This window comes from Pseudomonas sp. 9Ag (assembly GCF_902506445.1).
Lineage (GTDB): Bacteria > Pseudomonadota > Gammaproteobacteria > Pseudomonadales > Pseudomonadaceae > Stutzerimonas > Stutzerimonas stutzeri_AB.
This window is the reverse complement of record NZ_LR733836.1, coordinates 2,549,212-2,572,304: the sequence shown is the minus strand read 5'-3', so window position 1 is coordinate 2,572,304 and position 23,093 is coordinate 2,549,212. Positions and strand designations below refer to the sequence as shown.

Annotated in this window: 22 protein-coding genes; 9 read left to right on the top strand and 13 right to left on the bottom strand. The window is 60.2% G+C overall.

The genetic code is table 11. The features are described 5' to 3' along the window. Nucleotides 1-45 precede the first annotated feature (45 nt). Nucleotides 46-258, top strand: coding sequence for a DUF1289 domain-containing protein (locus ALTERO38_RS11460; protein WP_159968462.1), 213 nt, complete (start codon nucleotides 46-48; stop codon nucleotides 256-258). Here ALTERO38_RS11460 and ALTERO38_RS11455 read toward each other — a convergent pair whose 3' ends face one another. Then, nucleotides 259-1,113 (bottom strand): MurR/RpiR family transcriptional regulator, encoded by an 855-nt coding sequence (locus ALTERO38_RS11455; protein WP_178114639.1) that lies wholly within the window; start codon nucleotides 1,111-1,113, stop codon nucleotides 259-261. It lies immediately after the preceding gene. Nucleotides 1,114-1,275: 162 nt separating this feature from the next. Between ALTERO38_RS11455 and zwf the strand changes: the two genes are divergently transcribed. From zwf to rluB, 4 genes are all read left to right on the top strand, one after another. Next, nucleotides 1,276-2,745 carry a glucose-6-phosphate dehydrogenase gene (zwf, locus tag ALTERO38_RS11450; RefSeq protein WP_159968461.1) on the top strand — a complete coding sequence of 490 codons (1,470 nt, stop codon included), beginning with the start codon at nucleotides 1,276-1,278 and terminating at the stop codon, nucleotides 2,743-2,745. After that, complete coding sequence (pgl, locus tag ALTERO38_RS11445) at nucleotides 2,732-3,445, top strand: 6-phosphogluconolactonase (protein WP_159968460.1); 714 nt, start codon at nucleotides 2,732-2,734, stop codon at nucleotides 3,443-3,445. Before zwf ends, pgl begins: the two co-directional genes overlap by 14 nt. Nucleotides 3,446-3,462: 17 nt before the next feature. After that, nucleotides 3,463-4,113: a bifunctional 4-hydroxy-2-oxoglutarate aldolase/2-dehydro-3-deoxy-phosphogluconate aldolase gene (locus ALTERO38_RS11440; protein WP_159968459.1), complete on the top strand. Its 651-nt coding sequence runs from the start codon at nucleotides 3,463-3,465 to the stop codon at nucleotides 4,111-4,113. A 126-nt stretch (nucleotides 4,114-4,239) separates the two neighbouring features. After that, on the top strand, nucleotides 4,240-5,373 hold the full coding sequence (gene rluB, locus ALTERO38_RS11435; RefSeq protein ID WP_159968458.1) for a 23S rRNA pseudouridine(2605) synthase RluB: 1,134 nt from the start codon (nucleotides 4,240-4,242) through the stop codon (nucleotides 5,371-5,373). Between the two features lie 84 nt (nucleotides 5,374-5,457). On the opposite strand, the gene ALTERO38_RS11430 is transcribed toward rluB, so the two are convergent. From ALTERO38_RS11430 to ALTERO38_RS11400, 7 genes are all read right to left on the bottom strand, one after another. Next, entirely contained in the window at nucleotides 5,458-6,390 is a 933-nt protein-coding gene (locus ALTERO38_RS11430; protein ID WP_159968457.1) for a GGDEF domain-containing protein, read from the bottom strand. A 205-nt stretch (nucleotides 6,391-6,595) separates the two neighbouring features. Next, nucleotides 6,596-7,336, bottom strand: coding sequence for a YciK family oxidoreductase (locus tag ALTERO38_RS11425; RefSeq protein ID WP_159968456.1), 741 nt, complete (start codon nucleotides 7,334-7,336; stop codon nucleotides 6,596-6,598). Between the two features lie 76 nt (nucleotides 7,337-7,412). Further along, nucleotides 7,413-8,081, bottom strand: a complete 669-nt coding sequence (gene mupP, locus ALTERO38_RS11420; protein ID WP_159968455.1) for an N-acetylmuramic acid 6-phosphate phosphatase MupP — start codon at nucleotides 8,079-8,081, stop codon at nucleotides 7,413-7,415. Beyond that, on the bottom strand, nucleotides 8,081-8,779 hold the full coding sequence (ubiG, locus tag ALTERO38_RS11415) for a bifunctional 2-polyprenyl-6-hydroxyphenol methylase/3-demethylubiquinol 3-O-methyltransferase UbiG (RefSeq protein WP_159968454.1): 699 nt from the start codon (nucleotides 8,777-8,779) through the stop codon (nucleotides 8,081-8,083). The genes mupP and ubiG overlap by 1 nt, the downstream gene beginning before the upstream one ends. 142 nt (nucleotides 8,780-8,921) lie before the next feature. Continuing rightward, nucleotides 8,922-10,253, bottom strand: a complete 1,332-nt coding sequence (locus tag ALTERO38_RS11410; RefSeq protein WP_159968453.1) for a TRZ/ATZ family hydrolase — start codon at nucleotides 10,251-10,253, stop codon at nucleotides 8,922-8,924. Between the two features lie 669 nt (nucleotides 10,254-10,922). Next, complete coding sequence (locus ALTERO38_RS11405; RefSeq protein ID WP_159968452.1) at nucleotides 10,923-11,204, bottom strand: pyrimidine/purine nucleoside phosphorylase; 282 nt, start codon at nucleotides 11,202-11,204, stop codon at nucleotides 10,923-10,925. A 115-nt stretch (nucleotides 11,205-11,319) separates the two neighbouring features. Continuing rightward, entirely contained in the window at nucleotides 11,320-11,661 is a 342-nt protein-coding gene (locus tag ALTERO38_RS11400) for a DMT family protein (protein ID WP_159968451.1), read from the bottom strand. Nucleotides 11,662-11,802: 141 nt separating this feature from the next. On the opposite strand from ALTERO38_RS11400, the gene ALTERO38_RS11395 reads away from it, so the two are divergent. Then, on the top strand, nucleotides 11,803-12,054 hold the full coding sequence (locus ALTERO38_RS11395; protein ID WP_159968450.1) for a YkgJ family cysteine cluster protein: 252 nt from the start codon (nucleotides 11,803-11,805) through the stop codon (nucleotides 12,052-12,054). Nucleotides 12,055-12,077: 23 nt separating this feature from the next. Here the strand turns inward: ALTERO38_RS11395 and ALTERO38_RS11390 are convergent, their stop codons facing one another. The 5 genes from ALTERO38_RS11390 to ALTERO38_RS11370 all read right to left on the bottom strand — a co-directional run bounded on the left by ALTERO38_RS11390 (nucleotide 12,078) and on the right by ALTERO38_RS11370 (nucleotide 18,767). Beyond that, the gene (locus tag ALTERO38_RS11390) at nucleotides 12,078-12,788 is read right to left on the bottom strand and encodes a hypothetical protein (RefSeq protein WP_218581727.1); all 711 of its coding nucleotides are present in this window, start codon (nucleotides 12,786-12,788) and stop codon (nucleotides 12,078-12,080) included. Next, the gene (locus tag ALTERO38_RS11385; protein ID WP_159968449.1) at nucleotides 12,785-13,471 is read right to left on the bottom strand and encodes a DUF2064 domain-containing protein; all 687 of its coding nucleotides are present in this window, start codon (nucleotides 13,469-13,471) and stop codon (nucleotides 12,785-12,787) included. The genes ALTERO38_RS11390 and ALTERO38_RS11385 overlap by 4 nt, the downstream gene beginning before the upstream one ends. Nucleotides 13,472-13,719: 248 nt before the next feature. Continuing rightward, entirely contained in the window at nucleotides 13,720-15,870 is a 2,151-nt protein-coding gene (locus ALTERO38_RS11380; RefSeq protein WP_159968448.1) for an FAD-dependent oxidoreductase, read from the bottom strand. A gap of 64 nt (nucleotides 15,871-15,934) precedes the next feature. Beyond that, nucleotides 15,935-16,912: an arsenosugar biosynthesis radical SAM (seleno)protein ArsS gene (gene arsS, locus ALTERO38_RS11375; protein WP_159968447.1), complete on the bottom strand. Its 978-nt coding sequence runs from the start codon at nucleotides 16,910-16,912 to the stop codon at nucleotides 15,935-15,937. Between the two features lie 379 nt (nucleotides 16,913-17,291). After that, nucleotides 17,292-18,767 carry an FAD-dependent oxidoreductase gene (locus ALTERO38_RS11370; protein ID WP_159968446.1) on the bottom strand — a complete coding sequence of 492 codons (1,476 nt, stop codon included), beginning with the start codon at nucleotides 18,765-18,767 and terminating at the stop codon, nucleotides 17,292-17,294. 228 nt (nucleotides 18,768-18,995) lie between these two features. On the opposite strand from ALTERO38_RS11370, the gene ALTERO38_RS11365 reads away from it, so the two are divergent. The 3 genes from ALTERO38_RS11365 to ALTERO38_RS11355 all read left to right on the top strand — a co-directional run bounded on the left by ALTERO38_RS11365 (nucleotide 18,996) and on the right by ALTERO38_RS11355 (nucleotide 23,071). Continuing rightward, nucleotides 18,996-20,075 carry an endonuclease/exonuclease/phosphatase family protein gene (locus ALTERO38_RS11365; RefSeq protein WP_159968445.1) on the top strand — a complete coding sequence of 360 codons (1,080 nt, stop codon included), beginning with the start codon at nucleotides 18,996-18,998 and terminating at the stop codon, nucleotides 20,073-20,075. 281 nt (nucleotides 20,076-20,356) lie between these two features. Next, nucleotides 20,357-21,478, top strand: a complete 1,122-nt coding sequence (locus ALTERO38_RS11360; RefSeq protein ID WP_159968444.1) for an aldo/keto reductase — start codon at nucleotides 20,357-20,359, stop codon at nucleotides 21,476-21,478. A gap of 54 nt (nucleotides 21,479-21,532) precedes the next feature. After that, on the top strand, nucleotides 21,533-23,071 hold the full coding sequence (locus ALTERO38_RS11355; protein WP_159968443.1) for a phosphatidylserine/phosphatidylglycerophosphate/cardiolipin synthase family protein: 1,539 nt from the start codon (nucleotides 21,533-21,535) through the stop codon (nucleotides 23,069-23,071). The last annotated feature ends 22 nt before the right edge of the window (nucleotides 23,072-23,093 follow it).

Below are 23,093 nucleotides of genomic sequence, written 5' to 3'. Positions count from 1 at the left end.
CTTAGAACCTCCTGCCCGCCATGGCCTCTACTGATCGTAGGCGCCATGGCTGATCAGGAGGTGGTTTTGGGCGACAAGGCGAAGAACCCTTGCTTCAGTATCTGCAAGCTCAAGGACGACATCTGCATCGGCTGCGGTCGCAGCCGGGAGGAGATGAAGGCCTGGAAGGGCATGAAGAACAAGGAGCGCAAGGCGGTCAATGAGGTGGCCGCCGAGCGGCTCAAACAGCTGGGCAAGGCAAAGAAGAAAAAGAAATGATCAGTGCTCTTCGCTTGGATAGCGGGTCGCCATCAGGCTTTCTTTGATCTTGCGCAGGTGTGGCTGGAAATCCACACCTCGCTTCAATGTCACGCCGGCAGCCAGTGCGTCGAGTACCGTCAGCTGAATGATTCGAGACGTCATCGGCATGTAGATATCAGTATCTTCTGGCAGCGGAATATCCAGGCTCAACGTGGAAACCTTTGCCAACGGGGAGTCTGCTGCCGTTAAACCTAGAACAGAGGCACCGTTGTCCCGTGCGATGGTCGCGGCTTCCACCAGCTCTCGGGTGCGTCCGGTGTACGAGATGATCACGAATAGATCGCCGGTATGCGCGACCGAAGCCAGCATCCGCTGCATTAGCACGTCACTGTGTGCGGTTACCGGCAGGTTGAACCGGAAGAATTTGTGCTGAGCGTCCAGCGCCACCGATGCCGAAGCCCCAAGCCCGAAGAAGTGAATCTGCCGCGCCTGAATCATCAGATCGACGGCTTGGCTGATCGCCTGAGGGTCTATCGCCTGGCAGGCGCTGTCCAGAGACGCAATGGCGCTGCCAAATATCTTCCTCGTGTACGCCTCAGGTCCATCGTTCGCTTCCACGGCCCGGCTGACATAGGCCGCGCCGCTGGCCAGGCTCTGTGCCAGCTGGATTTTCAAGGCTGGATAGCCGGCCGCACCAAATGAGCGACAGAAGCGATTCACCGTTGGCTCGCTGACCTTCGCTGCTTGCGCCAGCGCGGCGATGCTATAGCGCGTTGCTTCTTGTGGGTCGCGAAGAATGACCTCGGCCACCTTGCGCTCTGCCTTGTTCAGCTCATCGAGCCGATTCTTTATCTGTTCCAAGAGATTTTTCATGCGATCCATGTCTCTTCCTTCAGGGACTCATGCCCAAGGCTACGGATAGTACCGAATTCGGCGTTCGAAAAAATCGGTGTATGTTGTTTTAATAACAACATATTGTGCTTAAACTGCGCATCTGAACCTCTCGCGCAGACTAATTTGGTTAATATAAAAATCATGCCTGCTATAACTGTTGACGCAACTACCTTCGCCTTGTTTGGCGCCCTCGGGGATCTGGCGCTGCGTAAGCTGTTCCCGGCACTTTATCAGCTCGATAGAGCGGGGCTGCTGAACAACAACACGCGCATCCTGGCCTTGTCGCGTGATCCGGGAGAGCCGGCGGCTCATCTCGAGCGTATCGACCAGGCGCTGCGTCGCTATGTGCCGGCTGCTCAGCTGGACGAAAGCGTTCTCAGCCGATTCCAAGGCCGGCTGGGCTATCTGACCATGGACTTTCGCAATGCGAAAGACTACGCGGCGCTGGCCGAAATGGTCGCGCCCGAGATGCCGCTGATTGCTTATTTCGCCACACCTGCAGCGGTGTATGGCTCGATTTGCGAAAACCTGGCAGCGGCCGGATTGGCCGAGCAGACGCGAGTCGTTCTGGAAAAGCCGATCGGGCACGACCTGGACTCGTCGCGACTGGTCAACGATGCCGTTGCGCAGTACTTCCCCGAGACGCGCATCTATCGGATCGACCACTACCTCGGCAAGGAAACGGTCCAGAACCTGATCGCGCTGCGCTTTGCCAACAGCCTGTTCGAGACCCAGTGGAATCAGCACCACATCTCCCACGTCGAGATCACGGTCGCCGAGACGGTTGGCATTGAAGGACGCTGGGGCTATTTCGATCAGGCCGGCCAGCTGCGCGACATGATTCAGAATCACCTGCTGCAGTTGCTGTGTCTGATCGCCATGGACCCGCCAAGCGACCTGACTGCCGACAGCATCCGTGACGAAAAGGTAAAGGTACTCAAGGCGCTGGCGCCGATCACACCCGAGCGTCTGTCTCGGCAAGTTGTGCGGGGCCAGTATGTTGGGGGTTCGGTCGGCGGCAAGCAGGTGCCGGGTTATCTCGAGGAAGAGAACTCGAACGCCGAAAGCAGCACCGAGACCTTCGTTGCGCTACGGGCCGATATCTGCAACTGGCGCTGGTCCGGAGTGCCGTTCTATCTGCGTACAGGCAAGCGGATGGGTGAAAAGGTCTCTCAGATCGTCATCCATTTCAAAGAGCCGCCTTTTTATATCTTCGCGCCCGAGCAACGGTCGCTGATCAGCAATCGCCTGATCATCCGCCTGCAGCCGGACGAAGGCATTTCCTTGCAGGTGATGACCAAAGAGCAGGGCTTGGACAAAGGCATGCATTTGCGTAGCGGCCCGCTCCAGCTGAACTTCTCCGAAACCTACAAAAGCTCGCGCATTCCGGATGCTTATGAGCGCTTGCTGCTCGAGGTGATGCAGGGCAACCAGAACCTGTTCGTCCGCAAGGATGAAATTGAATATGCCTGGAAATGGTGCGATCAGCTGATCGACGGTTGGTCGCGCATCGGGGATGCCCCCAAACCCTACCCGGCGGGTTCATGGGGGCCTGTGGCTTCAATTGCATTGATTACGCGTGACGGGAGGTCTTGGTATGGCGATCTCTGAACTCGATCTACCCTCCGACGTAGTGGCACACAGTCTGCCTGGGCCGGAACAGCTGGCGCAGGCGCTGGCCGATCGGGTTGCGGGGGCGTTGCAGTACGCCGTCGCCAGCCATGGCCGAGCAAGCCTGGTGGTATCGGGTGGGCGGAGCCCAATAGCGTTTCTCGAAGCGCTGTCCGTGCGCGAGTTGCCCTGGGCCAAGGTGCAGGTCAGCTTGGCTGACGAGCGCTGGGTTGAACCTGAAGACCCAGACAGTAATGAAGGCTTGCTCCGTCGACATCTTCTACAAAACGCAGCGGCCGACGCCCTGCTTGTCGGTTTGTATCAAGCCGCTGAGACCCTGGAGCAAGCGGCAGAGCTCGCCAGTGAGAAGCTGGTGGGCTTCGCTCAGCCGATCGATGTGCTGGTGCTTGGGATGGGTAACGATGGACACACCGCATCGCTGTTCCCGAACAGCCCGCTGCTGGCAAAAGGGTTGGATGAAAGCGGTAGTGACCTTTGCCTGCCAATGCTGGCGCCCGTCAGTCCCGAGCAGCGCATCAGCATGACCTTCCCGCTGCTGGCATCAGCACGCGTTCAATGCCTGGCGATTCAAGGCTCCGCCAAGCTGGAAACGCTGCGCCAGGCCATGCGGCTCGAACCTTCGCAGATGCCGATTCGCGCATTTCTGCATTCACCTCTAGAGATCTACTGGTGCCCGTGAGGCCCGAGGACTTTTCCATGACCATGGACCAGAAAAACGCGCTGATCGAGAAGATCTGTACCGAAGCTCGCATCCTGCCGGTGATCACCATTGGCAGCGAGGAGCAAATCCTGCCGCTGGCGGACGCGCTCGCCGCTGGTGGATTGACGGCGCTTGAGATAACCCTGCGTTCAGCACATGGGCTGACTGCCATTCGCCGCCTGCGCCAGGAACGGCCCAACCTGTGCGTCGGTGCCGGTACGGTGCTGGACAAGCGCATGATGGACGAGGTCGAGGCTGCTGGTGCTCAGTTCATCGTCTCACCGGGTTGCACCGATGAACTGTTGCAAGCCGGCGTCAATTGCTCCGTGCCCCTGCTGGCCGGCATCAGCAATGCCTCCGACATCATGCGTGGCTACGCGCTCGGGTATCGGCGCTTCAAGCTCTTCCCTGCCGAGGTGTGTGGTGGGGTCGCTGCGATCAAAGCACTTGGAGGACCGTTCGCTGACGTTCGTTTCTGTCCCACCGGTGGCGTGAATGCAGGCAATGCCGCTCAGTACCTGTCGCTCCCTAACGTCTTGTGCGTCGGCGGAACCTGGATGATTGATGGCGCCGCGTTGAAGAACGGGGATTGGGCTGCAATACAGCAGGCCACGGCTGAAGCTCTGGCCTCCTTGGCGAAAGGCTGACGGCAGATCGAGGCGCGCGCCGGGCGCGCCTCCTTTCTGGCTGCTAACCTTCTCGTGCTTCGGTAAACCGTTGCGCGTATAGTGCGCGGCCTTTCAATCGGAATTGCCACACCGGGAGGTGCCCAGATGACCGAACACGAAGAAACAACTCCTCACATTGCCCACGGCGAAAAACTGCAGAAGGTACTGGCCCGTCTTGGCCTTGCCTCGCGGCGCGACGTGGAAAACTGGATCGCGGCTGGCCGAGTCAAGGTCAACGGATCCGTTGCGACGCTCGGCCAGCGTGTCGATCTGCACGATGCGATTGCCGTCGATGGCCGCTTGCTCAAGCGTGAAGAAGCGGCCGAAACGGTCCGTCGAGTGCTGATCTACAACAAGCCCGATGGCGAGATCTGCACCCGTGACGATCCAGAAGGTCGTCCGACGGTATTCGACCGGCTACCACGTCCAAAAGAGGGACGCTGGATCAACATTGGTCGCCTCGACATCAACACGACAGGCTTGCTGCTGTTCACCACCGATGGCGAACTGGCGAACCGTCTGATGCATCCCTCGTACGAAATGGACCGTGAGTACGCGGTGCGTGTGCGCGGCGAAGTCGACGAGGAAATGATCGAGCGCCTGAAGACGGGCGTCATGCTCGAAGACGGTCCGGCCCGATTCACCGACATTCAGGAAGCGCCTGGCGGTGAGGGCTTCAACCATTGGTATCACTGCGTGGTGATGGAAGGCCGTAACCGCGAAGTCCGGCGCCTCTGGGAGTCGCAGGGTTTGGTGGTCAGTCGTCTGAAGCGTGTGCGTTTTGGGCCTGTGTTCATGACCTCAGACCTTCCAATGGGTCGCTGGCGTGAAATGTCGCAAAGCGAAGTCGATATCCTCAGTGAAGAGGTTGGCCTCAAGTCAGTGGCGTTGCCAGGCATGAAAGCCAAGGCCAAGGAGAAGCTTGATCGCATGCAGCGTAAAGTGGCCAAGCCTATCGGTCGCGGCGACCGTCGCCCCCGTGTGCTGCGCTCTTCACATGAAGCTGATGCGCCTGGAGATGCGGGACGCGGCCGAGGCGCACGCGGTGATAAACCAGCACGCAAGCCGCGCGATACTGATGAGCGCAGCAAACCCAGCCGCGGCACACCCGTGGCGGAGCGGCCAAGTGCTGTTGGCCGCGAGCGTGGCAAGCCGGCGCCTGCCAAGCGTAATGGCCCGGCAGCAACCGAAGGGCAACGTCCGGGTTTTGGGCGTGGTGATCGCTCCAAGCGGCCTTGACGGTGTAGCGAGAAGCTAAATAGAAAGGGCGAGGCCATTACGGTCTCGCCCTTTTTGTTTGGCTGGCCTACCTAGCCTTTGTCGCTAAGCCGAGGCAACGCGGATCAGATTTCGTCCATCTCTTTTGGCTTGGTACAGGGCCTGGTCAGCGCGACGCAGCAAATCATCCTGGGACTCGCAGGGCTGGTAAGTAGCGCAGCCGAGACTGGCTGATAGCCGGACCTGTTTGTCCCCGACCAGCAAGCAGAGGTTCTGAATGGAGGCTCTGATCCGTTCGGCCACAACAGCCGCAGCCTCCGGCCCCGTGTTTGACAACACCAGAACGAACTCCTCGCCGCCAAAGCGGAACACCATGTCGACGTTGCGTAGCTGTTCTCTAAGCAGCAGCGCGGTGGCTTTCAGGGCAGCATCTCCCGCCTGATGTCCGTAGGTATCGTTAAGGTGTTTGAAATGGTCCATGTCCAGCATGATGATTGACACGGCTTGGCAATGGCGGCGCGACAATTCGGTTTCCCGCGTCAAAGACTGGACCATGGCTGCGCGATTGCCAGCACCTGTCAACGGATCTCTCAGCGAGGCTTGAACGGCCTGCCGGTAAAGCAACGCATTGCGCAACGGGAATAGCAGGCAGTCGAGGGCATCTTCGAGCTGATCCAGAAGCGGATCGGCCACATACTTCGGGCTGAACAGGCGCAGCTCGCCCAGGCAGTCCCCGCTATGGGAGAGCGAATAACTGACATCGAAGCCATTGGTCTCGCCAATTTGAAGCTGGAAGTCAGTGCCCGAATGGCGATACGAAAGGGCTCGCAGGGGAACCAGATGGCGGACCTCCTCGAAGAAGAACTCCAGTAGCCGGTCGAGCTCAAGGCTGGTTTGCAAGCGCAACGTCAGATGTCTCAGTCGTTCGGAAAGGCCATATTGGCCTGTCGACAGCGTCTTGCTGCAACTGATGTCCATGCGTCGAATTCGGGCGCTGCCGATGTCGACTGTAGAAGGGGTCTGCTTGTCTGCCAGCATGGGAGTGAACCTCAGAACGCTGCCTGCGTTGATAGAGGTCCTATAGCGAATATGATGCCAACTTAATAATTGCTACAAAAACAAGTACTTAGCCCGGCGCTACAAAGCTAGTGGCAAGAGGTTGCCAGCGAAACGGCAGCCTGATGCCAATTTGACATGTGTGCCGCTGCCATTGCGCCGGAAAACAGGCGCCCCTGCTGAGTGCTTACTGAGCGTTGAATGACTGTCCGTTGACGTCTCGACTGTCCGGACCCATCAGATACAAGTACGCAGGCATGATTTCAGCAGGCAAAGGGTTGACTGCAGGATTCTCCCCGGGATAGGCCTTGGCGCGCATGTCTGTCCGCGTAGCGCCAGGGTTGATGCTATTGCTGCGCACGAAGCTGGTGCCATCCAGCTCGTCAGCCAGTACCTGCATCAAGCCTTCGGTGGCGAACTTGGAGACGGCATATCCACCCCAGTAGGCTCGACCTTTCCGGCCAACGCTGCTCGACGTGAAAATCACCGAAGCGCCATCCGCCAGTTTCAGCAGTGGCAGTAGGGTGCTGGCGAGCATGAAGGTAGCGTTCACGTTCACCTGCATTACGCGCATGAAGTTATCGCCTGATAACTGTTCAATCGGAGAGCGGGGGCCCACGATACTGGCGTTGAGCAGAAGCCCGTCCAGTCGCCCAAACTCGCGCTCGACGGTCGCGGCCAGTTCATCGTATTGATGTGGCAGTGCGGTTTCGAGGTTGAGCGGTATTACCACTGGTTGCGGCCAGCCGGCTGCTTCAATCTCATCGTAGACCCGGTTGAGGTTGTCCTCGTTTTTGCCCAGCAGGAGCACGGTCGCCCCATGTGCTGCGTAGGCTTTTGCGGCTGCTTCGCCAATTCCGCGGCCTGCTCCGGTGACCATGATGATCCGATCCTTGAGCAGGTCGGGGCGGGCTGAGTACTCGAACATCTAAAGCCTCGTAGAAAACGGAGTAGGGCGATCGCCCATTGGTAATTATCGTGAAAGTGATGATGGCCGTTGTCGGTCAGTCGAGCCTTGGCGACCCGAGAAACCTGCGCAGCTCAAGCGGGTGATTTACCACCACATCCGCGCCCCAGGTATCTGGATTGTCATCGGGATGGATATAGCCGTAACGCACAGCAGCCGTGCGGCTTCCCGCAGCACGCCCGGACTCGATATCCCGAAGATCGTCTCCAACGAACAAGACGGTTGCAGGATCGAGGTCCAACTGGCTGCAGGCCAACAGCATCGGCTCCGGATCGGGTTTGCTCTTACTGACGTGATCAGGGCAGACCAGAACGGCGGAGCGAGAAGCAAGCCCTAATTGCTGCATGATCGGCTCGGCGAAACGCACTGGCTTGTTGGTAACCACGCCCCAGATCAGGTCGGCTTGTTCGATCTCGGTGAGCAACTCTGCCATCCCTTCGTATAGCTGGCTCTCGACTGCACAATGCTGTTGGTAGCGCTCCAGAAACTCCAGTCGTAATAACTCGAACTCATCGGAAAGCGGGTCGACATCAAAAGCGCTGAGTACCATCGCCCGGGCACCACCGGAAACGACGTCACGCACATGCTGGTCAGGTACGCGCTCGAGGCCGCGCGCCAGACGCATGGCCTGCGCCACGGCGATAAAGTCCGGCGCGGTGTCGAGCAGGGTACCGTCCATATCAAATAAAACTGCGCGCAGACGCATCACGCCTCCCGCAGTGTCTGGATCATGTAATTCACGTCCACGTCAGGTGACAGCTTGTAGTGTTTTGTCAGGGGGTTGTAGGTCAGGCCGATGATGTCCTTTACCAGTAGCCCGACTTCGCGGCTCCAGGCGCCAAGCTCCGATGGGCGAATGAACTTCCGGTAATCATGCGTACCGCGCGGCAGCAGCTGCAGCACGTACTCAGCGCCAATAATGGCGAACGCATAGGCCTTCGGGTTGCGGTTGATCGTCGAAAAGAACACCTGCCCGCCAGGTTTCACCATCTTGTAGCAAGCTCGAATGACCGAAGCGGGATCCGGCACATGTTCGAGCATCTCGAGGCAGGTCACCACATCGAACTGCGCAGGCATTTCGTCAGCCAGCGCCTCGGCAGTGATCTGTCGGTAATCGATCTCCAGTTCTGACTCGAGCAAATGCAAGCGGGCAACGGACAGAGGCGCCTCGCCCATATCGATCCCTGTCACGGTAGCGCCACGCTGAGCCATGGCTTCGCTGAGAATTCCGCCACCGCAGCCGACGTCCAAGACCTTTTTGCCGGCCAGCGAAACGTGCTCATCAATCCAGTTGACCCTGAGCGGATTGATTTCGTGGAGCGGTTTGAACTCGCTTTCGCGGTCCCACCACCGATGTGCGAGGGCTTCGAATTTGGCGATTTCGGCGTGGTCGACGTTGCTCATGGTTGGTTCCATTTAGAAGCTTGAAGGGGAAGCTTGAGCTGCAAATGCCCATGTTGCCAGCTTTGGTCGGATGCAGGACATCTAATAGAAGGCATCGTGTAAGTCAGTTTGTCGCGGAGTATCGGTTGAGGGTAGCTTCGCGTCAGTGTTTAGAGCCGATCTTGTTTCCCCACTCCTGGGCTGTGGCGATGAGCTCTTCCTCGTCCATGCGGGTCAGTTGACGGTCGTCGAGCAGGTGCTTGCCAGCGACCCACACATGTCGCACGCAATCCCGGCTACAGGAATAGATCAGTTGAGACACGGGATCATAGACAGGCTGCTGCGCTAGGCGCGATAGATCGAAGGCTACCAGGTCCGCAAATTTGCCGACTTCGATGGAGCCGGTATGGTCGTCCAGCCCGAGCGCCCGTGCACCGTTGAGCGTCGCCATACGCAGCGCACGATGGGCATTGAGCGCGGTCGCTGAGCCCGACACGCCTTTTGCAACCAGTGCCGCAGTGCGGGTTTCTCCCAGTAGATCAAGGTCGTTGTTGCTGGCAGCCCCATCGGTACCGATGGCCACATTGACGCCTGCTTCCCATAAACGCTCCACTGGACAAAAGCCGCTGGCCAACTTGAGGTTGGACTCAGGGCAATGGATCACGCTGCAGTTGTGCTCCACCAGCAGAGCGATGTCGTCGTCGTTTACCTGGGTCATGTGCACCGCTTGAAAGCGCGGCCCTAGAAGCTGCAGGCGGGCCAAGCGAGCGAGCGGGCGCTCGCCGTACTGGCGAATCGCCTCTTCTACTTCATTTGCAGTTTCGTGAACGTGCATATGAATCCCGATGTCCATTTCCGCGACCAGAGTCCGGATGCTTTCCAGCTTATCGTCGCCAACCGAATAGGGAGCATGGGGGCCAAAGGCAATACTCAAGCGCGGGTGGTGTTTGAGGTCGTCGAACAGCGCGACGCCTTTACGAAGAGCCTCATCGGCGTCGCGGGCACCCGGTATGGGGAAGTTCAGCACTGGAATCGTTATCTGCGCGCGAATCCCGTGCTTGTGAGCAAGCTGGCTGACAACCTCTGGAAAGAAGTACATGTCTGAGAAACAGGTGATGCCACTTTGCAGCTGTTCCGCGATAGCCAGCTCGGTGCCTGTTTTGATGAACGCCTCATCGACCCACCGACTTTCTGCTGGCCAAACATGCTCGCGTAGCCACGTCATCAGCGGCAGGTCATCGGCCAGTCCCCGGAAAAGGGTCATCGCTGCGTGGCCATGAGCATTTACAAGCCCTGGCGCAAGAAGCATTCCGGAAAGGTCACGCGTTTCATTAGCGAGGTACTGATCGGCCTCTTCACGGGGAGCTATCAGCACAATGCGCCCGTCACGGATTCCCAGCGCATGGTTCTTCAGCACAACACCAGCTGGTTCGACTGGGACTAGCCAGGTCGGAAGTAACAGCAGGTCGAGTGGCTCTACAGGTATGCGCGGCATATCGATCTTCGGATGATGAGGATAAGGATATGAGTGTAAGGCCTGTAGAACTCAGTTTGAAGGAATCCAAGGTAGGTCCGATGTTGGTACATATATAGGCAGCGTAGACAGCCACGGTTCCTTAATTCAATCAAAGCTAAAACAACCGTTGACGTGAGAATCTGAGTGCCTATAATGCGCACCTTCTCCGGCGCAGGCCTTTAGCGAAACCTCTTGTAAATCAAGAAGTTATCGAAAATAAAGGCTTGCACGGATGGCGAATTCGAGTAGAATGCGCCGGGCTGGCAGGCCGCAGCGCTATCTACGTCGCAGGCTCAAAGCCTAAGGGTGGATACGGCTTCCTGGCCTTCCCCCGATGATCAGTCGGGAACTATCACCCCAACATAGCGTGGTAGTCGAGATACAAGGGTGGATTAGCCGACGGAGTAGTCCGAGGTCCGGTTGATGCGGTTGTGGTGCTGCGGTGAGAAACGGCGCCGTCCGTGGTAAACGACGGAAGCGCCTCTGGCGATTCCATCCTACGAGGAGCGGTTCACCGTGCTGCGGCTGGGTGGGCTGAAGCGGAGCGCCGCCCGGCGCACCCTGCGGGTTACAGGGGACGTAGGGTGGATGGCGCCTTACCCATCCACCGCAACAAAAGCCCGGATTGCCGCGTATCAAATCTGCCGCTTAGCGGTACTCACACAAGTAGGCAGTCGCCTCGGCTACTTTCAGCTGAAACTTGCTGTTGGCCGGTACGGTGAAATGGGTGCCAGCGCCGAAAGTTTCGTAGTTTTCGCTTCCCGGCAGTTTCACGTCGAGGCTGCCAGCGACAACGTGCATAACTTCCAACTGATTCGTGCCGAACTCATATTCGCCGGGGGCCATGACGCCGATGGTGGCCGGGCCTGCTGCCATGTCGAAGGCGATGGATTTGACGGTGCCGTCGAAGTATTCGTTGACCTTGAACATTCGGAAAATCTCTAAAGGGTGGGAAAAGGGCGGCCAGTATGCCGAAGCCGCTGAACGCCGTCATCAGGTCGTATTGCGGCATGGCAAAGTGCGGAAATACCCGTCGAAACGGCTGCTATGCGCGAAAGATGAAGTAAACCGCCCCCAGCAAACACAACCCGGCCCATAGGTAGTCGAGCTTCATGGGTTGCTGCATGTACAGCACGCTGAACGGCACGAAGATGGCGAGGGTGATGACTTCCTGCATGATCTTCAGCTGGCCGATGGACAGCTCGGTGTAACCGATGCGGTTGGCCGGCACCATGATCAGGTATTCAAACAGGGCGATGCCCCAGCTGATCAACGCGGCTATCAGCCAGGGTTTACCGTTGAGCGTCTTCAGATGACCGTACCAGGCGAAGGTCATGAACAGGTTAGAAATGCAAAGCAGTGCAGCGGTCTGAATCCAGATAGGCATAGGACACTCCGGGGCGGTGGCGAATCCTATTGGCCCTGGATAGGGTCTCGCAAGTATCTGACGAACGCTGCGCAGCGCTAGTGCCTTTTGCCGGGGCGGCGATTATGATCGCCGCCCCGTTATTTCATTTCGGACGTTGAAATGAATTGCCGTCCCGGTTGCGGTGCCTGCTGTATTGCCCCTTCGATCAGTTCGCCGATTCCCGGTATGCCTTATGGCAAACCGGCGGGTGAGCGCTGCCTGCATCTTTCCGAGCGAAACCTCTGCGGGCTATTCGGCCATTCGTCCAGGCCCGCTGTTTGTGGTCAGTTTCAAGCCGATCGTGAGATTTGTGGAGACTCTGAGCAGGAGGCCATTCAGCTGCTCGGGTGGTTGGAGCAGGCGACCGCCTAATCCCTTTGGCGTGTCAGTGGCAGTTACCGTTTCGGGACTGTTTTTCTGGCATACAGCCGCGCAAGCGTGAAGGGCGACAACTTGAGCATGAACGCAATGGCTAACAGGCGGTTTCGGCAGGCGCGGCGCCACCAGCCGTCACGTTGCCAGCGGCGTGAGCTGACCCCAAGGCCATGCTCGAGGCGCTGAAAAATTCCCTGCTGGCGCAATCCTTTGACCAGGGGCACTTCCTCGAAAAGCGGCCAGGGCGCGTGCTGCCCTGCGGCGAAGTAGGCCGTGCGGCGAGCGAAGATTCCTTGGTCGCCATAGGGCACGCCGACCCGGTTTCGCCACGCCACCAGGCGTTCGATCAAGCGGCCCTGCCAACAGTTGGTGTCGCTGAAGCGGAAGGCGAAGTAGCCTCCCGTAGCACCTTCCTCTATGGCCTCGCTTACGGCCATCAGTGCCTGACGCCCCAGATGGGCGTCGGCATGCAGAAACCAGAGGGTCTCATGCACTGAGAGCGCGGCTCCCTGGCGTAACTGCTCGCCTCTCGACGGCGTTGCCGATGACCACAGCGCATCGCGGCTCCGGCACAGCGCTTGGCATCGCTCACTGACAGCCGCATCCACTACGACGATTTGCAGCGGTATTCCGGTTGCTGACTCAGCCAGACGCAATTGCAGAAGCAGCTGATCAAGGTGCTCTTCGTCGTGCAGGCACGGAATGATCACGCTGATCCCCGATGAGCTCACGCTTGTCGTCCCTCAAGATTGTTCAGCGTCTTTAACAGTCTCCGCCTCGCTGCTCGGGGGTCGTCAGCGAGCGCCTGGGCTGCAAGGGGCAGGTCTGCTTGTTCGTCGATATCGAACGACTCCCCGCAGAGCGCGACCGAGTGACCGGCTCGCCGGCATGCTTCTGTTAGTGCGTGACCCAGCTCAGGCGTGCTCCAAGGCAGGTCAGCCAGATCCGGCCACGGAAGGTTCGACGCCATCAGCACCACCCCTCCGTCTCGCGCAGCCACGAGCACCGTATCGCGTGTCTCCAACGCAGCGTGTACCCGCTGATAGTCATCCGGTGTGAGCGCCGGGGCATCGCTTCCGATGTACAGAAGCTGCCGGTGGCCGCGGCCGCGCAAGCTGTGGTCCAGGTTGTTGATTCGTTCGCCCAGATTGCCGGCAGTCTGCGCCAGACACAGAGCCTGCGGCATCAGCTGTGTGGCCCAGTCACACGCATCCCTCTGATCGGGGGCAATGACGACCGGCCCGGACCAGCTGCGCAGGTCTTCCAGTGCGCAATCCAGCAGATGCTCGGCGATATTCAAGGCTCGCTCGAGGCCGACCTGCACGGCCAGGCGCTGTTTGCCGTGGCCTAGGGCAGGTCGCTTGCAAATGAGGACCAGCGCTGCGTCGGTTGGAAGGGTTTGCTTTGTAGTCATCAAGCTGGCTCGTTGGGGACGTCGGATGCGGCACATCTCGGCGCTGCGGTTGTATTCGGTTTGGAGAGGCCGCTCTGCCGATCGTTGCAGCGAGGCGTTGAAGGTGTCTTTGGATCTGTACTGTCGGGCATTCGATGCAAGGTCCAGCTGCTAGCCGTTGAGTTTCATCCGCTGCTTTACCTATACGATCAATAAGTGACCGTGCCGTTTCTGTTTACGCGGACTTGAACCGCGCTTTGCCATGGTCATTACGAATCCGCGCTGCCGCCACGTCGCCAGCGATGAAACCGCGCGACCCAGCGCAGCACCGTGGTCGGTGCATGAGCACGTTTCCATTCGCCTGCGACAAACTTGTTGGCTTCGGCCAGTGTCGGGTAGATGTGGATGGTGCCGAGAATCTTGTTCAGACCCAAACCGTGTTTCATCGCCGAGACGTATTCGGTGATCAGGTCACCCGCATGCTCGCCGACGATGGTGGTGCCGAGAATCTGGTCCTTGCCTGGCACCGTCAGCACTTTGATATAGCCATGCGTGGCCTCGTCGGCAATGGCGCGATCAAGCTCATCGATGCTGAAGCGGGTGACTTCATAGGGGACACCCTGAGCCTTCGCCTCCCGTTCGTTGAGCCCGACATGTGCCACTTCCGGGTCAGTAAAGGTCGACCAAGGAATCACGCGATAGTCCACTTTGAAGCGTTTGAACTCGCCGAAGAGCCCGTTCACTGCGCCGTACCAAGCTTGGTGAGAGGACACATGGGTGAACTGAAAAGGCCCGGTCACGTCGCCGACGGCGTAGATGTTGGGGAAGCGAGTAGCCAGGTAATCATCGGTGGCGAGGGTGCCGTTTTTCCGCACCTCCAACCGCAACTCCTCGACACCAAAACCCTTGATATTGGCGGTGCGGCCCAGCGCCAGCAGCACTTGGTCAAACTCAATAACCACTTCGCCGTCGCTATCAAGACTGCGACAGACGAGCTGCCGCTGTCCCTCCGTGAAGCGTTCAGCGTTGTGCCCCAGACGCACATCCACGCCGTCAGCACGCAAGCCCGCCAGTACTGCGGCGCTGGCATCGGCGTCCTCACGGGGTAGCAGGCGCTCGTTGCGCTGCACCAGTGTGACCTGGCAGCCGAGACGCTGAAAAGCCTGGGCCAACTCGCAACCGATTGGCCCGCCGCCGAGCACCAGCAGCCGTTTCGGCTGCTCGCGCAGCGCCCACACCGTATCCGAGGTGAGCGGCGCAACCTGCTCGATACCGGGGATGCTCGGCACCGTTGGCCCCGCGCCGGTGGCGATGACGATGGCGCGGGTGGTGATTCGCTGGCCGTTGACCTCAACCGTCCACGGCGAAGTGATCCGCGCCTCGCCCTCGATCACCTCGACACCGAGCCCGGTGTACCGCTCGACTGAATCGTGCGGCTCGACCGTGGTAATCACGCGCTGAATGCGCGCCATGACCGCGGCAAAGTCCACTTCTGCGTCGATTGGCTTGAAGCCCAGCTGTTCGGCTTTCTTCAGATCGCTGGCCAGTCTCGCCGAACGGATCAGCGCCTTCGAAGGCACGCAGCCTGTATTCAGGCAATCGCCACCCATCTTGTGTTTTTCGATCAGGGTGACCTTGGCTTTTACGGCTGCGGCGATATAGGCGCTGACCAGGCCACCAGACCCCGCGCCGATGACCACCAGATTGCGGTCGAAATGACGAGGCTTATCCCAACCGGCGTACACCTTGCGCGCTTTGAACCCGTCCAGCGCCTTGCGCGACAGGACGGGCAACAGCCCCAACAGGACGAAGGCGCCGATCAGGCCCGGCGAGAGAATTCCGCCAAGTGATTGCAGCTGGCCGAGCTCGCGTCCGGCATTTACATAGACCAGGGTGCCGGGGAGCATCCCCAGCTGACTGGCCCACCAGAATGTCCGGACGGGCAGTCGCGTAAGGCCCATCGCCAGATTGATCAGGAAGAAGGGAAAGACAGGCACCAGACGTAAGGCAAACAGGTAGCTGGCGCCTTCGCGCTCGATCCCCTGGTCGATTTTCGCGAGTCGCTGTTGGAAGCGTGTTTGTACCCAGTCGCGAAGCAGGTAGCGGCTGAGCAGCATCGCCAGAGTCGCCCCCAGTGTCGACGCAAAGGAGGCCAGCAAGGTGCCGCCCAGCAGGCCGAACAGCGCGCCACCCACTAGCGTCATCAGCGCCGCGCCAGGCAGGGATAGCGCGGTAACCAACACATAGACGATAAAGAATACGCTGCCAGCGATCCAGGGGTGAGCCTGCACCTGCGCATCAAGCGCTGCTTGCTGCGCCTTGAGCGCATCGAGGTTGAGGTACTGGCCGATATCGAATACGAAGAAGCCTGCCAGCAGGACCAGCACCAAGGCTATCAAGGCCACTTTGCGGCTGTTCATCCTTGCGTCTCCGTTCATTGAGGCCTGGTCGGCTAGTCCAGCCGCTTGCTATTGCGCCTTACCTCTAATCGCTCAGGCTGCCACCGCAGCTCGAGCCTTGCCCGGCGGTGCAGGCGTAGCAATGGTCACGCGTGACGATGGCGTTGCCGTTGAGGCTCGTCGTCTGCAGCAGGTTGCGCAAGTGTGGTCGGTCGCGACCAATCAGCTCGGGCATGGCCATTGGCAGGTCGAGCATCTGGTTGAAGTCGCAGTCATACAAATAGCCCTGCCAATCCACGCTGATCAGGCTGCGGCACATCAACGCGCCGAGATTCGCCGGTCGGTAACTGTCGCGCAGCAGCTGCATGTAATCACCGAATTGGCCCTTGCTGATCAGGGTACTGCCGAAGCGGGCGATGGGCTGGTTGGTAATCGTCAGCAGGTGATTGAAATGAATGCCGAAGTCTTGCTCCAGGTGGCTCTTGTAGTCGGCCTCGAGTTGGTTCTGCGGGGGTGGCAGGCTGGGGCCTTGGGGGTTGTAGACCAGATTGAGGATGCGATCACTGCCCTCGGCTCCGTAGCCGAGGCGGTTGAGTTTTCGTAGCCCGGCGATGCTGGCTTCGAACACGCCGTCGCCGCGTTGCTTGTCGACGTTTTCACGCGAGTAGCAGGGCAGGGAGGCGGTGATCTCAACGCCCTGGTCGGCAAGGAACTCAGCCAGATCTTCGTATCCCGGTTCGCTCAGGATCGTCAGGTTGCAGCGGTCGATCACCCTCAGCCCCTCTCGCCGCGCGTGGATGACTATCTCGCGAAAACGAGGGTGCATCTCCGGTGCGCCGCCGGTTAGGTCGAGTGTGTGCACCGGGTGCGCGTCGATTACCTCATGCAGCAGGCTCAGGCTTTCATCGGTCATCGCCTCCGTGCGCGTCGGCCCGGCGTTCACATGGCAATGCAAACAGCGCTGATTGCAGCGGTAGGTCAGGTTGACCTGCAAAGCCTCCAGCGACCCGCGACTGATCGGGGGAAACGCCAGGGCGTTGAGAAGAGGAAGCGTGGCATGCATGGCGATCGCTACTCTTTATGTGGTGTCTATTGGAGCTGCGCCGCGGCCCAGCGTCACATTTTTTTCTGTATGCGGACAGCGGATCGGCTTGCTCAGGTCGCTTCGGCGAACAGACTCTCGCCATCCGGACACCGAACAGCGTCTCCGGGTGGCACGAACCTATGTGCGAAAGGATGCCCTCAGATCAGGTAAAAATGCACGGGCGATGTATGTCAGAAGGTTATCTATGGCTTACCAGCCAATAGTCACCTAGCCGACCAGCAGCGCCTCAAGGCTATGCATCGCCTCTGCAAACGAGCTGTGTTCACCAACGAGAGCAATGTCAGCCAGCCGAAGCCGCTTCCGAGCGTGCTTCGGCATTACAAATGCCCCCGATGCGTCAGAGCGGCTTGCTGGCCAGGGGCTGCGTGGCCGGACCATGGATGACTTTGCCGTCGGCCTGGAAGATCGAGCCGTGGCACGGGCAGTCCCAGGTGCGGTCGGCGTTGTTCCAGGTCACGCTGCAGCCCATGTGCGTGCAGGCCGCGGAGACGCCATGCAGCGCGCCGGCATCGTCGCGCCATACTGCAATCTGTTCATCGCCGCGGGTGATCACGCCACCTTCGCCCGGGCCGATGGCCTCCAGATCATCGACCTGCGACTGACTCTCAGTGCTCTGGTTGTAGTCGTCCGGCGACGGACGCTGGGGATCGAACAGCGTCTTCCATGGCCTGCGTCCGGTCACTATCTGGCGGGCGATGCCGAGCCCTGCGGCGGTGCCGTTGCTGATGCCCCAAGCGTTGAATCCGGTCGCGATGAACAGCCCGGGCGCCTGCTCGGGGTCCGCTTCGCCAACGTAGGCCATGCGGTCGGCCGTGTCGTAATCCTCGTTGCACCAACGCCACACCGCTTCACCGACTGGCAGGTTGCTGCGCGCCCATTGCTCTAGATCGACAAATCGCTTCGCCACGTCGCCGTCCTGTCCGGTGTTGAAGCGCGGCCCAAGCACGAGCAGCAGCGGGCCGTGTTCGTCGCGGCCCATGCGAATCGAATGGGTCGGCTCTTCAACCGCAATGAACATGCCGTCGAGGCTGGCGCCATCCTCTGGCCGGAAGGCGATTGCCACGTGACAGCGCGGTTGAGTGGGGCTGGCCATATCGATTGGCGTCTCCACCGGCAGGTGCGTGGCAATGATCACCTGGTCGGCCTGGATCGCGCCGCCGTCGAAGCCTATCTGCCAGCGCTCGTTGCGCTCGAAGCTCAGGGCGCGGGTCTGCTGGTGGATCTGCCCACCGCGAGCCTGTACTGCCGCCGCGAGACCGACCAGGTAGCGGGTCGGATTGAACTGTGCCTGATCGGGAAATTCCAGCGCACCGGTGGTCTCGAAGGGCAGAGGGGCACGGTCGAGTACACGCGCTGCAAACCCCAGACAGTGTGCCGCCTCGGCCTCGCGCTCGATGGCTTCGCGGGCGTCGGCCGAACAGGCATAGGCGAAGGCGGATTGGCGCTGGTAGTCACAATCGATCTCCAGGCTCTTTACCCACTGACGAATGCGGTTCACCGCTTCGCGGTTGACGTCGGCGTAGCACTGCGCCAGGTCCTGGCCAAAGGTGTCGATCAGGTGTCGGTAGATGAGCGCGTGCTGTGTGGTGACCTTTGCGGTCGAGCGACCAGTGACCTGCCGGCCGACTTCGCGCGCTTCGAGCACCACGACCTTCTTGCCTGCCTCGCAAAGGGTCATGGCTGCGCTCAGTCCGACGATGCCGGCGCCGACCACGACGACGTCGCATTCGCTGTGGCCAGTCGCTGGCGGAAATTCGCAGTGGGGTGCGCTGGCAGTCCAGCAACATTCAGGTTTTGCAGATAGCGCAGGCATGGTCGGGTCTCCTCGGCTGAGTCGCATGGGCTGTCGACATTTCGCCATCCGTCGCGGCGGCGCCGGCATGTCGGGCGGAAAGATCGTCAGGCACTGGGCAGTAGAGCGACCCGGTTCGGGCGGGTTCCAGACCGCCCGGCAGGCAGCCGTTACTGCGCAGAGGAACAATCAGCGCGAAGGCCGATCCGAACTAGCTATGGACTGGACTCAAACAGTGGAGGGCAAGCCATGACCCAAGGCATCCTGGTTGGGGTGACGGTGGTATTCGTGGCGGTCACTCTCATTCAATACTGGAGCAACCCGAGCTGGTGGATACGCGGCTGGGATTTCCCCAAGTTGCAGATCGGTGCGTTGTTGCTGGCGCTGCTGCTGATTCAGCTCGTACTGCTGGATTTTTCCAACTACTGGAACCTGCTACTGCCACCCGCGACGCTGGGGTGCCTGGCCTACCAGTGGTGGTGGATACGCCCGTACACGCCGTTGGTGCACTGTGAGGCCGATTGGGCCGACCCGAACGACGACGGTCCGCGGATTCGTATCCTGTCCTCCAATGTGCTCACCCCGAACCGCCATGCCGACCGCCTGATCGCTCTGGTGAGACAGTACCGTCCGGATGTATTGGTCACGCTCGAGAGCGACCAATGGTGGGAGGACCAGCTGCAGGTCCTCAGCGACGACTACCCCTATAGCATCCGCTGTCCGTTGGACAACCTCTACGGCATGCACGTGTTCTCGCGGTTGCCCTTGGAGAATCAGCGGCTGAGTTACCTGGTGCAGGACAATATCCCCTCGATGCACGCCCGGCTGCGGGTCAATGACGAGCTGGGCGTGCGAATGCATTTCCTGCATCCGGCACCGCCGAGCCCGACCGAAAACGACGAGTCCACCGAACGTGACGTCGAACTGCTGATCGTCGGGCGCAGCGTCAAGCAGACCGATGAACCGGTGATCATCACTGGCGATCTGAACGACGTAGCCTGGTCGCCGACTACTCGGCTGTTCCGCAAGATCAGCGGCCTGCTCGATCCGCGCATCGGTCGCGGCATGTTCAACACTTTTCATGCGCAGCACCGTTTGCTGCGCTGGCCGCTGGATCACTTCTTCCACAGTGCTCACTTTCGCGTCGTGCGCATCAAGCGCCTGACGGATATCGGGTCGGATCACTTTCCAATGTTCATCGAACTGCAATACGACCGCCGCCACGCGAGCGAACAGCACAGCCTGGACACCAACGCTGATGACCGGGCGCGCATGCAGAACAAAGTCGCGCAGGAACCGGCCAGCAAGGACGATGTGCCGCATCCTTGAGCGGGCAGCGCGGGCAGCGCGGGCAGCGCGGGCAGCGCGGGCAGCCGTTGGCGGCAGGCGAGTGCGTGACCGCGCGGCTGTGCGCTGGAATGCCGCCGCCCGGGCCCGACAGTCACTATGAGGCTACTGGTCGACATGGATATGCGCAGCGGCCAGATCCTCGTAGCCACGTGACGATAGGGGTCACATCACGCGGCGAAGTGGGGTGCCTGAGGTCCCGGCGTACACGGCGGGCAACATCTAAAGGTCTGCACGCAGGCCGCACACGGTTAGGAGGCAACATGCAGCGTCGCGTCTTTCTTTCTACATTGGCTGCCGGCAGTGCACTGGCGCTGACTGCACCGCCGCTGCTGGCGCAGACCACAGAGGATCAGGTAGCGAGCCGTTCGCCCGATTCACTGCCACGCAACGAGGGCGATCACCCTCGCTATCGACCGCCACAACGCTTTGGCCTCGGGGGCGCCATCGCGCTGGGCGACATGCGGCGCCAGATCAGCGAGGAACAGGCGCGCGCCATTCTCAAGGCTGCCTGGGAGCAGGGCATCCGTTATTACGACACCTCGCCCTGGTACGGGCTGGGTCTGAGTGAGCGCCGGGTCGGCCAGTTACTTTACCCGCGCGATCGCGACGGCTACGTACTGTCATCCAAGACCGGGCGGCTGCTCGAACCCGATCCGGGCTATGACCATCCCGGTTGGCAGGGGGTGGACAACTTCCGTCCCGAATGGGATTTCTCAGCGTCCGCTACCCGTCGCTCCATCGAAGACAGCCTGCAGCGCCTGGGCGTGCCGCGCCTGGACATGGTGTTCATTCACGACCTGTCACCCGACCACATGGGTGAACAATGGCGCGAGCATTTCGAAGTGGCGCGCAAGGGCGCCATGCCTGAACTGGTGAAGATGCGGGAGGAGGGGCTGATCAAGGGCTGGGGGCTGGGCGTCAATACGCTCGAGCCACTGCTCGACGCGCTGGACGCCTCTGATCCGGATATCAGCTTGCTGGCCACTCAGTATTCGCTGCTGAAACATGAGGATGCGCTCACGCGCGCCTTTCCTGCTTGTGCGAAACGCAACGTCTCGCTGGTGCTCGGCGCGCCGCTCAACTCTGGCTACTTGGCCGGTGGCGAGTATTTCAATTACGACCGAGGTGCGCCGGCCGATATTGCCGACAAACGCGAGCGCTATCGGACGCTGGCGCGTGATCACGGCGTCGATCTGCGCACCGCGGCGTTGCAGTTCTGCAATGCACCGGACGTTGTGGCAGCTGTAGTAGCCGGGGCGAGCAGCCCCGAGCAGGTCCGAGAAAACGTTGCATCGATAGTTGATGCGCCTGTACCGGCTGCCTTCTGGGCGGCGGCCAAGGATCAGGGGTTACTGCATGCCGACGCGCCAATACCGCGCTAAACGACGTCCAATGCGAGGGCTGATTTGACTTTTACTGATGGCCGAGCCGGCCGCATGAACTGTCCGGACGGCTTCGGACGAGCACCCTACCTCCGGTCCGGCTCGGCGCACCGAACGTCGGTGGGCGGCGATACGCCCATATCGAGCTTGAAGGCGCGTGTCGACGCTCTGATCCAGGCCTCCACGCCCGGCCATTCGGGATTTCGTCTGCTGCTGTCCGGCGAGGATGCGTTCAATGCGCGGGCCGAAGCCATAACGCAGGCCACCGAGTCGCTCGACCTGCAGTACTACATTACCCACGACGGTATCAGCACACGCCTGTTGCTTGGCGAGCTGCTACAGGCGGCCAGCCGCGGCGTGCATATCCGGCTGTTGCTCGATGACTTCGCCAGCGATGCGCGCGATCACCGCATTCTGCTCAGCGCCGCCCATCCCAACATCGAGATGAAGGTGTTCAACCCGCCGAGAAAGGGCCGCAAACGAGCCATCACGCGACCTATGGGTCGCCTGCTTGAGCTCCCTCATCAACATCGGCGGATGCATAACAAGCTGCTGCTGGCTGATCGCAATCTGGTCGTCATGGGCGGGCGAAACCTCGGCGATGAATATTACGATGTCGACGCTGATCGCAATTTCGTCGACATCGACCTGCTGTGTGTCGGTCCCGTAGCCAGCGATCTGTCCGGCAGTTTCGAGGAGTACTGGCAACATTCACTGGCCGTGCCCATCGATCAATGCCTGCGTAAATCCATCAGGCGGTTCGGACGAAGGCAGCAACCTCGGCCCCTGGCGCAGGAAATAGACGATGCCTGTAACAAGGACGCGGACCATTGCGCGCAGCTGACCGCTTACCGTCAAGCGCCACAGCTCGGCACATGGCTGGATCAATTGGTCTGGGCGAAGGGCACAGCGCTGTGGGATCCGCCCGGCAAGCTTGCGACGGCTACGGTGCCCGACGAAGGCGAGATGATGACTGCGCCGCTACTGCCCGTGGCGCAGGCCGTTCGCCGAGAGCTGGTGATGGTGTCCGCTTACTTTGTGCCCACCCGAGCGGGGCTGGATTATCTAAGTAATTGTGCAGGTAGGGGAGTGTCGGTCCGGGTACTGACCAATTCGCTGGAGGCGACGGACGTTCCACTGGTACACGGTGGCTACCAGCCCTATCGCGCGGCTCTGTTGCGCGCCGGCGTAAGGCTGTTCGAGATGCGGAAAAAACCGGCAACGCACTCGCGCTACAGGCTCGCCGACACGCCGGTGAGTCTGCATAGCAAAGCGGCCGTGTTCGATGGTCGTCAGGTATTCATCGGCCCTCTGAACCTGGACCCACGCTCGGTTCTGTGGAATTCCGAAGTTGGCGTTCTGATCGACAGCCCGACGTTGGCCAGTGCTGTACGCCAGCTGGTGGCTGAGGGGCAATCCGGAACCGTGAGCTACGAAGTCGAACTCGGCGATTGTAGTCAGAGCGCCGGGCTTGTCTGGAACTATGAGGATGACCAAGGCCGCGCGCTCAGGCTCAAACGTGAACCGGCCAATCCATGGCGTCGCTTCAATGCCTGGCTGGCGCGCTTTTTAAAGATCGAGCCCTATCTGTAGTTCAAGCCGCACTCGGGAGAAT

Excerpts from the sequence above, each read along its gene's own strand:
- ALTERO38_RS11370 (WP_159968446.1), bottom strand. The coding sequence starts at position 18,767 with ATGCCTGCGCTATCTGCAAAACCTGAATGTTGCTGGACTGCCAGCGCA.
- ALTERO38_RS11360 (WP_159968444.1), top strand. The coding sequence starts at position 20,357 with ATGCAGCGTCGCGTCTTTCTTTCTACATTGGCTGCCGGCAGTGCACTG.
- rluB (WP_159968458.1), top strand. The coding sequence starts at position 4,240 with ATGACCGAACACGAAGAAACAACTCCTCACATTGCCCACGGCGAAAAA.
- ALTERO38_RS11455 (WP_178114639.1), bottom strand. The coding sequence starts at position 1,113 with ATGAAAAATCTCTTGGAACAGATAAAGAATCGGCTCGATGAGCTGAAC.
- ALTERO38_RS11440 (WP_159968459.1), top strand. The coding sequence starts at position 3,463 with ATGACCATGGACCAGAAAAACGCGCTGATCGAGAAGATCTGTACCGAA.
- zwf (WP_159968461.1), top strand. The coding sequence starts at position 1,276 with ATGCCTGCTATAACTGTTGACGCAACTACCTTCGCCTTGTTTGGCGCC.
- ALTERO38_RS11380 (WP_159968448.1), bottom strand. The coding sequence starts at position 15,870 with ATGAACAGCCGCAAAGTGGCCTTGATAGCCTTGGTGCTGGTCCTGCTG.
- ALTERO38_RS11460 (WP_159968462.1), top strand. The coding sequence starts at position 46 with ATGGCTGATCAGGAGGTGGTTTTGGGCGACAAGGCGAAGAACCCTTGC.
- ALTERO38_RS11425 (WP_159968456.1), bottom strand. The coding sequence starts at position 7,336 with ATGTTCGAGTACTCAGCCCGCCCCGACCTGCTCAAGGATCGGATCATC.
- ALTERO38_RS11410 (WP_159968453.1), bottom strand. The coding sequence starts at position 10,253 with ATGCCGCGCATACCTGTAGAGCCACTCGACCTGCTGTTACTTCCGACC.
- ALTERO38_RS11395 (WP_159968450.1), top strand. The coding sequence starts at position 11,803 with ATGAATTGCCGTCCCGGTTGCGGTGCCTGCTGTATTGCCCCTTCGATC.
- ALTERO38_RS11400 (WP_159968451.1), bottom strand. The coding sequence starts at position 11,661 with ATGCCTATCTGGATTCAGACCGCTGCACTGCTTTGCATTTCTAACCTG.
- ALTERO38_RS11365 (WP_159968445.1), top strand. The coding sequence starts at position 18,996 with ATGACCCAAGGCATCCTGGTTGGGGTGACGGTGGTATTCGTGGCGGTC.
- mupP (WP_159968455.1), bottom strand. The coding sequence starts at position 8,081 with ATGCGTCTGCGCGCAGTTTTATTTGATATGGACGGTACCCTGCTCGAC.
- ALTERO38_RS11355 (WP_159968443.1), top strand. The coding sequence starts at position 21,533 with ATGAACTGTCCGGACGGCTTCGGACGAGCACCCTACCTCCGGTCCGGC.
- ALTERO38_RS11430 (WP_159968457.1), bottom strand. The coding sequence starts at position 6,390 with ATGCTGGCAGACAAGCAGACCCCTTCTACAGTCGACATCGGCAGCGCC.
- arsS (WP_159968447.1), bottom strand. The coding sequence starts at position 16,912 with ATGCATGCCACGCTTCCTCTTCTCAACGCCCTGGCGTTTCCCCCGATC.
- ALTERO38_RS11405 (WP_159968452.1), bottom strand. The coding sequence starts at position 11,204 with ATGTTCAAGGTCAACGAATACTTCGACGGCACCGTCAAATCCATCGCC.
- ALTERO38_RS11385 (WP_159968449.1), bottom strand. The coding sequence starts at position 13,471 with ATGACTACAAAGCAAACCCTTCCAACCGACGCAGCGCTGGTCCTCATT.
- ubiG (WP_159968454.1), bottom strand. The coding sequence starts at position 8,779 with ATGAGCAACGTCGACCACGCCGAAATCGCCAAATTCGAAGCCCTCGCA.
- pgl (WP_159968460.1), top strand. The coding sequence starts at position 2,732 with ATGGCGATCTCTGAACTCGATCTACCCTCCGACGTAGTGGCACACAGT.